At 35.9% G+C, this 12,859-nt stretch carries 8 protein-coding genes; 2 read left to right on the top strand and 6 right to left on the bottom strand.

The features are described 5' to 3' along the window. Positions 1 to 14 precede the first annotated feature (14 nt). The 6 genes from ACJVDK_RS00690 to ACJVDK_RS00665 form a co-directional block, all read right to left on the bottom strand. Positions 15 to 1,487 (bottom strand): S8 family serine peptidase, encoded by a 1,473-nt coding sequence (locus tag ACJVDK_RS00690; RefSeq protein ID WP_443940019.1) that lies wholly within the window; start codon positions 1,485 to 1,487, stop codon positions 15 to 17. 275 nt (positions 1,488 to 1,762) lie between these two features. Next, positions 1,763 to 2,680: a hypothetical protein gene (locus ACJVDK_RS00685; protein WP_443938399.1), complete on the bottom strand. Its 918-nt coding sequence runs from the start codon at positions 2,678 to 2,680 to the stop codon at positions 1,763 to 1,765. Between the two features lie 23 nt (positions 2,681 to 2,703). Next, complete coding sequence (locus ACJVDK_RS00680; protein WP_443938398.1) at positions 2,704 to 4,194, bottom strand: RagB/SusD family nutrient uptake outer membrane protein; 1,491 nt, start codon at positions 4,192 to 4,194, stop codon at positions 2,704 to 2,706. A 12-nt stretch (positions 4,195 to 4,206) separates the two neighbouring features. Beyond that, positions 4,207 to 7,770, bottom strand: coding sequence for a SusC/RagA family TonB-linked outer membrane protein (locus tag ACJVDK_RS00675; protein WP_443938397.1), 3,564 nt, complete (start codon positions 7,768 to 7,770; stop codon positions 4,207 to 4,209). A 212-nt stretch (positions 7,771 to 7,982) separates the two neighbouring features. After that, complete coding sequence (locus ACJVDK_RS00670) at positions 7,983 to 9,218, bottom strand: FecR family protein (RefSeq protein WP_443938396.1); 1,236 nt, start codon at positions 9,216 to 9,218, stop codon at positions 7,983 to 7,985. 167 nt (positions 9,219 to 9,385) lie between these two features. Continuing rightward, positions 9,386 to 9,967 carry an RNA polymerase sigma factor gene (locus ACJVDK_RS00665; protein WP_443938395.1) on the bottom strand — a complete coding sequence of 194 codons (582 nt, stop codon included), beginning with the start codon at positions 9,965 to 9,967 and terminating at the stop codon, positions 9,386 to 9,388. A 346-nt stretch (positions 9,968 to 10,313) separates the two neighbouring features. On the opposite strand from ACJVDK_RS00665, the gene ACJVDK_RS00660 reads away from it, so the two are divergent. Then, a complete protein-coding gene (locus ACJVDK_RS00660) occupies positions 10,314 to 10,994 on the top strand; it encodes a hypothetical protein (RefSeq protein WP_443938394.1) in 681 nt (226 codons plus the stop codon). Beyond that, the gene (locus ACJVDK_RS00655) at positions 10,994 to 12,856 is read left to right on the top strand and encodes a hypothetical protein (protein WP_443938393.1); all 1,863 of its coding nucleotides are present in this window, start codon (positions 10,994 to 10,996) and stop codon (positions 12,854 to 12,856) included. The genes ACJVDK_RS00660 and ACJVDK_RS00655 overlap by 1 nt, the downstream gene beginning before the upstream one ends. Positions 12,857 to 12,859 lie beyond the last annotated feature (3 nt).

Raw genomic sequence — 12,859 nt, 5'->3', positions numbered from 1 at the left:
TTTTGACCTTCATTCTATTTAGCATTTGTGCTGTTTTTATACGCTAACTCGATTGCTTTTTCCGCATCTATAATCCCTCCGGTTGCACAAAGCTCTTTAAACGGAATTTTCACTCGAGGAGTTTGATTGTTCGCTTCCTGAGGTTTTAATACCAAAACATCTTTTCTATCAAAAGCAGATTTCAATATAATTTCTTTCAGCTCTTCTGCGTTCAAATTAGGAAAATATGATAATACAAAAGCAGCAACACCTGCAACAAGTGGCGATGCCATACTAGTACCCCCTTTAAGCGCATATGCATTATTTGGAGCTAAAGAATTAATGGCCATACCTGGGGCAAAGATGTCTACATTTGTTTTACCATAATTACTTGACTTGGCAGGATTACCATCGATAGCTAAATTACCTACATTGATAAAATTACGTACATCGGCCTGATTTTGAATGTGCTTAACAGGGTAAGCCAGAATTTGATCTACATCTGTGGAAGCATTTCCGGCTGCATGAACAACCAAAACACCTTTCTTTTGTGCATATAAAAGAGCTTCATCAATCCAATCTTTTTGTGGCGATAAGGGTTTACCAAAGCTCATGTTAATAATATTAGCACCATTATCAACTGCATAACGGATTGCCAAGGCCACATCTTTATCATATTCATCGCCTTTTACGCCTGTTACTCGAATCGGCATAATTAATGCATCGGCAACACCGTTAACGCCAATTTTATTTGTTCTATCGGCAGAAATTATACCTGCCACATGGGTTCCATGACCAGCAAAAGCAGGATTAAACAATGCGGTACCGTACTTCGTATCGTGTATATTGTTAACATCATCGCCTACTAATTGACGGGTGTAAATCTCAGCATGAAGCAACTTGTTATAACTACTCGTAACTTTCTCTAATGGTACATTCATTCGCGCCACCACATCTTTCCAGTTTTTACTTTTATCTTTTCCTATGTACGAAAAAAACATCCCATAATACGTATATGAAATTAACCTTTCTTTATCTTTAGAATCTTTTGGTGGAGCAATTGCCTTAAAGTGGTCAATAGAATACGTATTATCCACAACAAATGGATATTTATATTTCATTTCTTTTGCAAACGTATCCGCGTAAGCGATAATGAATTTTACGGTCTCAAGACTTTGATATGATTTGCCTAATGGAGAGCTTGGCAGCACCTGATTTTTGAAGTACAAATACTCTTTCAAATCTTTAGTTGGCACTTTACTGCTATCCAATCCGGCGTAGCGGTATTTATCAACTAGCCGTAAAAACTCTCTTTCACCTTCTAACGAGATATTTTCAACGATATTTCCAGATTTATTGGCTAAAAAATTCCAACCATTTACATCATCAGCGAATCCATTTTTATCATCGTCAATTCCGTTGCCGGCAACTTCCTTTTTATTGGTCCAGATATGACCTTTCAAATCTTCATGCGCAATGTCAACTCCTCCATCAATAACGGCTACAATTACCTTTTTTTGGCTTTTAGATGATGATCTGCAACATATTGGTAAGCTTTTGTAATGTTTGCACCAAAAGTACTATCGGTTCTGGCTTCGTTTTGCCAATTTAAAGGAACTTGTTTTTTACCTTGTTGTGCTTTACTAGTAAAGCTATAAACGAGAAAAATTGCGCATATGCAACTTAATCTTATCTGGAAATATTTCATAAATGTGTTATTTATACAAAAAATACATCCAGCTTAACACAGATAACCTTGCTAAGCTAGATGCAAATAAAAAATTTACTTTGTGCCGGTGGCAATTTTTTGAAGGTCGATATTGTAATCGTTTTTTAGTTTATTTACCACAAGATTGTATCGCTGATGAACTTGAGGATATAAGGATATTGGGTAAATAACATCAAATTCAGCTTTTGGATAATATAAAGCAATAGCAATAAAATTTAAAAAATCACCGTTAGCAGTAGCCATGGTTGAGATGGAAGTATTTGGTGTAATAGTTTGCATGGTAAGCTGATTTGGTCTTGCTACGAAACCTCTTTTTGCAAAATAATTAGGAGTTGAAGCTGTGTTGTTAATAGCTGCAGTATAATTAATTCCGTCTTTAAACCCTGCTGGTTCTACAATTAATCCACGATCTACGGCCATTTTTAGGTACCAAATATTTAGCATATTTCTACGAATGCGTCTAATCTCAGTATCGCCAGCCATGAATTTTTGAAGGTCGGTTCCATCTAAAGTAAAGGCCCAATAATCGAAACCTGTATTCGTAGATAACGTAAATTGATATCCGCCTAGATAGGCATAATAAATGCTTAGATCGGTAACCATGTATAAATACACTGGCATAACCTGCTTAGCAATGCTTGGATTGAAATAATAAAAAACCTCATCCGCCATAAAATCGGCATATTTTTCAGCCTGTTCATCGGTTAAAGGTGTTCCTTTAAAATTGGCCGTAAATCCTTCCCATTTTTTATTAAAATCATTTGCCGTTACCGTTTTATAAATTGGCACAACATCAAACTTATCAAATATTGCTTTAAACTTTAAATCCCAAGGTTTATCTCCTTCAGGGAAGTTAAAACGAATGGTCTCATCAATTAAATTTTCTGAAACTATAGGTGCTTCATCCTTTGAGCAAGAAACTAAAGCAACTGCAAGGGCTAAAAAGCATAATACTTTTTTTATCGTTTTCATATTTATATAATTTAAGTACCTAATTAATCATTTTGAATTAAAAGAGGGTTTGCCATCATTGCTTGAGCCGGAATTCTGATCGTGTAAGAAGGATCATTCTTTTCAAGTTCAAACCTTTCATTTAAAGTAGCATCCTTAGGCCAGATTCTGGTTATTGCCGGCATTCCTTGTCTTCTTAAATCAAACCATCTATGTCCTTCAAAGCATAATTCTCTTCTACGTTCATTCTGAACTTCGGTTACCAGCACATCGCCTGTTAAACCTGTTAAATTCGTATATGTACCTGATTTATACCTACTAAGACGCAACTTATTTAATAAATTTAGGGTTTCCGTTGGCTTATTTAATTTAGCATACGCTTCGGCAGCATTGAGGTATGCTTCAGATAATCGAAACATTCTGCCAAAGGCTGGTGTACCCGAAGCTAAGTTGGTGTTATTTACCAAAACTTTACCGCGTGGTACTTTATAGCCGCCATATCCATCGCTAAAAATATACTCAAAAGGTCTTAAATCATTTGCATTGTATAAATTTAGTAACGCATCTGATGCTTTAAACAAGGCCCTTGTTCTACTTGTTGGCATAGAGGCATCTGTTCCCATGGCTGTATTCCATGTAAACATAAACGCATCGGTATCGTTTCCATAAACCCAAATTGCTTCAGGATTCTTAAAATAATCCATGAAGTTATGATACGGAACAGTTGCTGTATGAGCGGGTAGGGTATTCAAATCCAACAATGAAAAATTGGTGTTTGCCAGTACCTTTTCGGCATATTCTGCAGCTTTAGCCCAATTTTCTTGATACAGATATACCCTTGATAGCAATAATTGTGTTGCCGGCAAGCCTAAACGGTAGTTTTTGGCCCATTGGCTGGCAATCGGCACTTTGTTAAATTCACGCTCAGCCTCATTCAAATCGTTCAGCACCTGATTGTAAACCTCCTCTACCGTGTTTCGCGGCATGGCATCTTTTTCAATATTGCCGTTTAACTTTAAAGGAACTCCTAAAGCAGTTTTATCAAAATTATATGGTTTACCAAAAATATTTACCAATGAAAAATAATAAAAGGCTCTTAAGGTTAAGGCATCCGCTTTTACGGAGGCCTTTTCTACCGCAGTACCTTCTACATCATCTAGATAATCTAACACTAAATTGGCTCCCTTTATGCGTGTATAATAGCCAAGCCATATGTTGTAATCTTTATCTGTAAGCTGCAATCGAAACGTATCAAGTAAATTCCGATCCCAACCGTATGCTGCGCGTAAAGATCTTCGTATATCAAAGGTCATCTTATCTACAAATGGCGCAGCACTTACATCATCTTCTAATATACCCATAAATGATTCTATACGATCAGAATTGGTGTATTTAGGGTAGCCCTCTCCTAACAGCAACTCCTTTAAGGCCGAAACCGTTTGAGGAGTGTATTCAGATGGCGAGGTTGGTTCTAAAAATTTTTTGCAAGAGCTTAACCCAGCTGCTATAATCAATATATATATAATCTTTTTCATTTTTTTTCTTTCTTAAAATCCAATGTTTAAGCCCAAAGTGAACACTTTTGGCGTTACTTCTTTATTTCTAATTTCAGGATCGAAACCATTTAAATCTTTACTGGCTATGACAAAAATATTGCTTGCAGAAGCAGTCAAGCCGAAATCACTTATTCCGTATTTTTTTAAGAATGCTTGCTTTACATTGTAGGTTAAGGATAAGTTATTACAACGAATAAAATTTCCACTTACGGTTCTTATATCGGTATTCCCCCACATCTGGTACGAAAGCATACTCTCCCCATCTGGCAGCGGATAGTAATACTCGCCACCATAAGGTAGTCCTGGAATTGAGGTCGTGTTTTCATCACCAGGTGCGCTCCAACGCCCAACCAACTCTTTATCTACATTTAATAGTGGGTCTGGCATAAACCCACTAACAAAAGAATCGTATGGATTTGCTAATTTAATAGTACGGCCTAATGAAACCATAAAATGCGATGCAAGTGTTAAGTTTTTATACCTAAAATTGGCTGAAAAACCTCCTGAAAAATCGGGTGCTGTTTTTCCTACGTACACTAAATAATCGGTAGGATCTGACACTTCGGATGCAGGTTTATCAACCAGGTTAAACAAGGGACGGCCGGTAGCAGGATCCAATCCTTTATACGAAAAAGCCCAAAAACTTGAAATATCATACCCTTCTTTTAATACAATTCCTAAGGGTGCGCCACCTAAATATGCCGTAACATTTAAGTTATCTGGTACATTTGAAAATCCTCCTTTATTAAAGTTTTTCCCTCCGTTTACACTTAAATTTAAAGAGATATCCTTTTTTCTAATGGGCGAAAAAGTAAATGAATATTCATATCCTGAATTTGTAACTACACCTCCGTTTACAGCGGCTTCTTGCAATCCATTTTCTTGAGGAACAGGTAGATTAACTACCACTGCTGAACTTCTGCTGTAATAATCGAAGGTGGCTGTAAAGAAATTAAACAACCTCAAATCCAAACCGAAATTCCAGTTTTTTGTTTTTTCGCGCGATAAATAGGGATTTGGGAGCGAAGATACCAGCGAAACGAACTGACCATAATTGGAATCAAAAGATCCTTGATTGATAATTAAGTTCGGGCTTCTATTGGTTAGTACGTTACCCTGCATACCATACGATGCTCTCAAACGTGCATTATTTAACCACTTCTGTTGATCTTTTAGCATTGGCTCATCGCCGATGTTCCAACCTGCTCCAACCGACCAAATAGGTTCCAAACGACGGCTCACGTCTTGATTTAATCGGTTTGTCAGCTCCGATCGAATGTTTGCATTTAAGGTATACCGATCTTTAAAGGTATAGGCCACACTACCCAAATACGATGCTAGATTATCTGTTTGGTTTTTCCTATCCCAACTACCGGTATACAATCCAGTAAACACTCCATTACCGCCATACGATGCTGAACCGCCTAGCGGTACTAATTGGCTTGGAGCTGTTGGCTGAAACAATATTTGTCCACGCTCAGGGCTATAGCCCCACACGGTATTAAAATCATTACTTAATTTTGATGAACGTAACTCGTGCACCAAAAGGGCATTTAAACGATGATCTTCGCCAAAATTTTTGGTATAGGTTAACTTATTTTGTACATTATAGTTGGTGGTACTTCCGTTTGAACTAAACAATTCTCCGCCATAAGGTAAAATAGCTGCTTTATACTCGGGTGTACCTGGTAAATATTCTTTTGCCATATACCCCCTGTATCTATTTGCAATGTAAAACGTGTTCTCGCCCATGAACGACTCATTTGAAGTCTGATTTCGGCTTAAGCCTAAAACTAATTCATATCTCAAATCTTTAATAATCTTCCAGCGGAAATTAATCGATGAATTAATGGAAAGGTTTTGATTTAAGGTATAACTATTATCTCTTTCATTAATAAAGTTATAGCCTAATCCGTTTGCCTTAGTATTTCCATTGTAAGCATAGGTTGCTCTTTCGGTATAAAACAATGGCGCACCAAATTCATCATATGCTGGCATTGCTCTACTCGTTTCTAACGCATATTTCAACGGATTTATTCCTCTTCCCAAGCCATCGGCTTTACTTTGTGTAACCGCCAAATTTAAATCTAAGTCTAGCTTTGGAGAAAGTTCTGCACTTACACGTAAACGCCCAGTAATACGACTTACCTGATCGCCAATCTCAGTTCCCTTATTGTTGTTATACGAGAGCGATGAATAATAGGTTACTTTGTCATTTCCACCAGAAACATTTAGATTATGGGTTTGACTTAAAGAACTTTGTGTTAATAAATCTAACCAGTTTGTATTAGCCGTTTCAAGCGTTGTTAAATTTTTAGCAAATTCATCTCTTGTAATTTCCCTATCTAAATACAAGCCCATTAACCCTTCGTACGTATACAATTGCTTAATCGGCTGATTATTATAAATTACCCCTGCATTAAATCCATCGATACTCAATTTGATTCGTTCTTGCGAATTCATCAAATTATATTGATTGTACGTGGGCGCCGCTCGGTATGTTGCATTTGTACGATAGTTGAATCTTGTTTTACCGCTAGTACCTTTGTTGGTAGTAATTACAATTACACCATTCGAGGCTCTTGATCCATAAATTGCCGTTGCCGAGGCATCCTTTAAAATGGTTATGGTGTTAATATCACTTGGGTTTAACCACGAAATTTGACTCCCCACAATATTGTTTAAATCGCCCGCTAAATCGGAAGAAATATCCAATTTAATAGGATCAGGTTGAATAATACCATCTACAACCCATAGTGGAGCTGAATTACCTAAAACAGTAGCGGTACCTCTAATTTTTACATCGGCTGTTGCGCTGGCTCTTGAACTGGCGTTGGTTACAATAAGTCCAGCTACCTGACCTTGTAACATTTTATCAACCGTAGTAAAGGCAGGGTTTTCTATATCCTCCAGTTTAACGGTCGCAACCGCACCTACCATATCCTTTTTTTGTAAAGTTTGATAACCATTTACCACCACTTCCGACATCATGTTGGCGTCAAATTCCATTTTAACATTCAACACACGATCTCCTTGAATGGTGTACTGCTGCTTTTTCATTCCGAGCATGGTAAATGTTATGTCTTTTGGCAGTTCCGATTTAAGGATTTTTAACATGTAATAACCTTCGTTGTTGGTAGAAACTCCTTTTAACTTACCAACCACTAAAATTGAAACGCCTGGTAGTGGTTTACCATCCTCACCCACTACACGTCCCGAAATGGTTACTTCATCGGCTTTGTTGGAAGCCGAATGAGCAATTTCTTTTTCTTTTACGACAATAACATGGTTATCAATAACGTATGTAAGTGGCTGCCCAGAAAAAAGCTTAGTTAGGGCTTCTTCTAAACTCGCATTCTTTAACGATACCGTAACGGGATTTGCATTTTGAATAGTTTTTGAATTAAAAAAAACATCGTACCCACTTTGGTTCTTCACAAGTTTAAGTGCTTCTTCTAAAGAAATTTTTTCTTTAGAAATGGATATTTTTTGGGCATAAACGGCTGCATTAACGTGCATTGCCGTAAAAAAGGTAAAAATGACTATCAGTTTCATAACTAATATAGCTTTTACACACTTGCTTGCGCAACCATGCAAAAAGGGATAATAAAAATTCATATATTTAGGTTGTTTGGTTTAAAGGGAAATTGTATTTATCAGATGCCAATAATTCCTTTTAAACATGAATTGGTTTAGTATTGATTCTTCATTATTAAATTAAAATCGGAAGCGTTGGTAGCGCTTTCGATTTTTTTTTATAGCGTATATTATGGCATCATAATAATTCTCCTTTCATCTGTATTTTTTAGATATTCTACTCGGTAATGCACATTTCCTGTAAGTTCTAAAACATGCATTGCCGTAGCTAAATTTTCGGTTGCCGGAAAAGAACCACTAAAATAAAGTGGCTTATATCCTGCTTCATATATTACATTTATATTGTACCAGCGCGCAATTTTCTTCATGATGCTGCTTAATTCCTCGTTGTTAAAAACGAAATAATTATTTTTCCAGGCCACAGCCTCTTTCACATCTATACTACTAACTTTTAAAGATTTTCCTTTCAATTCTGATTGTTGTCTGGGTTTCAAAACAACGGATTGTTTTTTTGAATCTGCTGACTTTAATACCACGCGCACCTGCCCTTCGATCAAACTAGTACGGGTACTTTCCTCATCGGCATAGGCGTTTACGTTAAAATGCGTTCCAAGTACCTCGATCGTTTGGTTATTGGTATGCACCAAAAAGGGAATATTATTAATTTTTTTGCCATCCCTACCTGATGATGCTTCAAAAGCTTTTGCCACCTCAAAATAGGCTTCACCAGTTAAAATGATTTCTCTTTTAGATAAGCCTTTAAAACTGGCAGGGAATTTTATAGACGATTCGGCATTCAACCATACTTTTGTGCCATCCGGGAGCTCCATTTCGTACTTCCCTCCTCTAGGCGTACTAATGGTATTTAACATGGTCGAGTTTGTAATCATGGCAATATCAGTACCATCATCATAAAGTAGATTTCCCTCCTGCAACCGAACCCCGTTCTTAGTAGATTTTAAATCGATACTACGGCCATCGGCCAATACCAGCTTTGCTTTATTACTACCCGGCTTTACCGTGCTGGCCATAATAGGTGTAGATTCTGGTGTTTTTTTAAATTCTTGATAGAAAAAAACACCAATGCCCACTGAAACAACCACTAAAATAGCCGCGGCATATTTAAAGAAAGTGTATTGCTTTATTTTTACCCCTTTTGTTTCTTCCACTGGAAAGGATAAAATTTTAGCCAGTGTTTTCGACTTATTTTTAAATGCCGACATGGAAGCAATTGCTTCACGCTGCTTCTCTGCATCCATCAATTCATCAAAAAGAACCTTATTGGCGGGTTTTTCCTGAATCCAATCATGCAATTCTTGCTTTTCCTCTTCTGAAAGCGTAGAATTTCGAAATTTAGATACAAGTTCTGATATATATAGAGATTTTATCAAGATAGGAGACTCCATTTTTATGCTCGTTTAAGGGTATAACCAAGCAAAACCAAAAAAGTACCTATTGATATTAAAAAAAAGTAAAAAAAATGTTAAATAATAAAACAACTAAGAAAAATTGCCTTTACACAAACAAAAAAAATACTTTTATACAAATTTCAAGGAATAAAACGCTCCCATATTTAACTAAACCAATCATTAAACACAAAAGCAGCTAAATACAGGAAATTTTTTGGAACAGTATCCTTTAAAATGGATAATCCTCTTAGTTTATAATTTTTAACCGTTTGCATGGATAGATTTAGCTTCTCTGCGATTTCGGCATTGCTTAAACCTTCAATATATCCCATTTTAATTACAGTGGCGCATTGGGGAGGCAAACTTTCAATTGAATTGTACACTTCTGTCCAAACCTCTGTTCGAATGATGTGTTCTACCGAAGCCTCTTCTTCAAAACCTACATTCTGACTATAATTCTCTTCACGCGTTTTAACACTTTTGCTCGACTTTTGATAAGAATGACATGCATTTAAAGCTGCCTGATACAGATATCCTTTTAAATTTTCATTTTTAATAACAACCTTTAGCCTCCATAACTTAGAAAAAAGTTCGCCAATTACATCTTCTGCTTCTGTAGTATCTCCTAAATAGCGGGTAGCATAATAACAAAGTGAAACATAGAACTGGTTGTAAACAGCAGTAAACTGCTCTTTATTAGCCATATCAATTTCTACTACAGAAGGAAAATTAGCTGAACTAAGCATAGACAGCATTTTTTTCTTCTTGTCCGAAAGAGAAACATAAATTAAGCGCTAATTTTTTCCTATCTGACGATTTCGAAAACATGAATGGTTTAAAAAAGGGACATTACTTGAAACGACTTTAATTGAACTTTCTAACAAGAAAAGAATTTCCAAGTAGCTACAAATATACTAAATACTTTAAAGTTGATGAACTTTTATCTTGTGATTATTTAGCCGAAAAAGGCAATCAACATCCAAATAAGATCATCTAAACCACTAACTTATCGATTTAAATCCCTAAATTTGCCCCACAAAAAAATTGTCCCCAACAATTATCAAATTTCTAACGCACTTAATTTTTATTCAAATGAACCCTAAAAAGTTCTTCTTCCTGATATTTACCTGTATTATACTATCAACATTGAGTTCATGCTTTCAAATTATTGAAGAGATAAATCTGAAAAACAATGGAACGGGCAATGTAACGCTCACGCTTAATTTAAGCCAAAGCAAATCGAACGTTTCTTCTATTCTATTATTAGATAGTGTACAAGGGCACAAAATCCCGAGTAAAGCAGAAATTCAGCGTAGCATTAATGAAGCTGTTGTGTACCTCAAAAAATCGGAAGGTATTTCTAACGTGAGTAGCACGACTGATTTTAACAATTACATCGTTACCATCCGCTTTATGTTCAAGAAGATATCAAACATTAATAACGTTACTAGCAATCTTTTAAAGCAATATAAGGTAGCTACGCCAGCACAATCGGTATACGATTTCAATTTGACGACCAAAACATTTACACGAAAGTACGAAACTATTACCGCAGGAAAAAAAGCCTACAGCAACCTTAAAACGAAAGATAAGGCAGTCTTTAACGGCGCTGATTATACCAGTATTTACCGCTTCGAATCGCCTGTAACAAACATTACAAACCCCAAGTCTAATCTATCAAAAACGAAAATGGCTGTTATGTTAAAAACAAACATTACGGATTTAATAAACGGAAAAATTAACATCTCTAATACTATACAAATTTCTAAATAATGAGAAAAATTCTTAACGCAATCATCCTCCTTCTTTCTGTAACCGCATTAAAAGCACAAGATTTAGCTAAAAAAGTGCCCGCAAATGCATTTAGTGTTGCCACTATTAAAAGCAGTAATTTTACCACCTTAATGACAACCAAAGAGTTTAGTGAGTCATTTTTTGGCCAAAAGTTTCTTAAAATGCTTTCTAATTCAACGGAAAACACCTATGCTAATCTGGAAGACTTAGGCATTAACCTACAGGAAAATGCTTACTATTTTAATCAGATTACAGATAGCCTCACCTACCATACGGGCTTAATTCCAATTAAAGACATTACCAAATTTGAACAGTTTATAACAACCCTTACGCACACGGAAATTACAGAAGGCAACCCAAAAACAATTACTTTTTCGGATAGTTCTACCGTGCTGAAATGGAATAACAATATGCTCTGCATTGCGACAGGTAATTTGAACAATAATTATTTTTCAGACCCAAAAAATGCGGCAAGATACGACATCGAAGTGGTTGACCTGAAGAGCATGTATCCATCCGATAGCATATCCATAGCGGAAGTATATGACCCAAAACAAGAGGAGAATACCGAAGAGGTGATGGAAGAAGTAGAAGTCGTTAATGATACTACAGCTAAAGTATACGAGGAAGAAATAGATACCTTAGAAGAAGATACTCCAGAACCCTATGATCAATATCAAAAAGCACTTTTTGAAGTTAAAGCAAAAGAAAAGGCAGTTGTGTTAGACTGGGTTAACACACATACCAATAAAATTTTCCAAACGGAATATGCCTCTATAGAAAGCATTCCTTCCTTTGTTTCAAGTACGGATAAAAAAGCAATAGCTGAATTTTGGGTAGCTAATTTGAGTAATGTATACAGTCTTTTAATCCCCGAATCTATGATTAAGGGTCTTTCAAAAAGTATAAACGGATTTGAAGCACTTAGTTCGAAGCTTTACATGGATGAAAAAAACATTAAAATTCATACCGAAATAGGATTATCGCCTGATATGGCCAAAAGTTATCAAAATATCACCAAAAGAAAACCGAACAAAAAATTCTTAAAATACATCGATAGCGAAAAAGCAATTGGTTTTACTGGATATTCAATTGATACAAAGGCTTATTTAACTGAATTCCCTTCCATCTTTAAGAAAACATATAGCGGTTTATTGGATGGGAACTACGACGGTGAAATTGACCTTGGAGCGGAACTGTTTTCGCTACTTATTGACGAGGAAGCTGTAAGTAAAGTTGTGAAAGGCGATGCATTGTTTGTTTTCAATGGCTTAAATAAAAAGGAAACAACCTACACCGATTATGAATACGATGATGACTATAATCGCAGCGAAGTAACAAAAACCAAAAACGAGCTTTTACCTGACTTCCTTTTCATGTTTTCTTCGGATGACACAGCATTATTTAACAAAATAACCAACTACCTGATCAAGAAAAATTTGGTAACTGTAAACAATCATATTTACAAAATATCAGAAAAAAAGAGCCCGATTGATATGTATTTCTTAACCAAAAATGGCATCGTATTTTTCGGTAATTCGCTGAACGAAATGGAACGTATCAATAATAATTCGTTTACAGGAAATATAAGTAAAGCCCACAAATCATTGCTTGCAAAAAGCAATTTTAGCTTATTCTTTAACGCTAAAAATCTTGCAGAATCAACAAAAACAGAACCAGACATGCTTAAACTGAACACGTACTTCAGTAAAATGGGGAACATGTATATCAAATCCAACCCTGTTAAAAACAATTCGATTTCTTCTGATATCGTGGCTGAAGTACCAAATGGACAACAAAATGCCCTCAAGTACTTAATTGGCTTGTTTACATCAAACTAAATA

Source organism: Pedobacter paludisoli, assembly GCF_052344095.1.
Lineage (GTDB): Bacteria > Bacteroidota > Bacteroidia > Sphingobacteriales > Sphingobacteriaceae > Pedobacter.
Note: the sequence above shows the minus strand (reverse complement) of the source record. Positions and strands in the feature narration are given on the sequence as shown.

Excerpts from the sequence above, each read along its gene's own strand:
- ACJVDK_RS00685 (WP_443938399.1), bottom strand. The coding sequence starts at position 2,680 with ATGAAAACGATAAAAAAAGTATTATGCTTTTTAGCCCTTGCAGTTGCT.
- ACJVDK_RS00680 (WP_443938398.1), bottom strand. The coding sequence starts at position 4,194 with ATGAAAAAGATTATATATATATTGATTATAGCAGCTGGGTTAAGCTCT.
- ACJVDK_RS00675 (WP_443938397.1), bottom strand. The coding sequence starts at position 7,770 with ATGAAACTGATAGTCATTTTTACCTTTTTTACGGCAATGCACGTTAAT.
- ACJVDK_RS00670 (WP_443938396.1), bottom strand. The coding sequence starts at position 9,218 with ATGGAGTCTCCTATCTTGATAAAATCTCTATATATATCAGAACTTGTA.
- ACJVDK_RS00665 (WP_443938395.1), bottom strand. The coding sequence starts at position 9,967 with ATGCTTAGTTCAGCTAATTTTCCTTCTGTAGTAGAAATTGATATGGCT.
- ACJVDK_RS00660 (WP_443938394.1), top strand. The coding sequence starts at position 10,314 with ATGAACCCTAAAAAGTTCTTCTTCCTGATATTTACCTGTATTATACTA.
- ACJVDK_RS00655 (WP_443938393.1), top strand. The coding sequence starts at position 10,994 with ATGAGAAAAATTCTTAACGCAATCATCCTCCTTCTTTCTGTAACCGCA.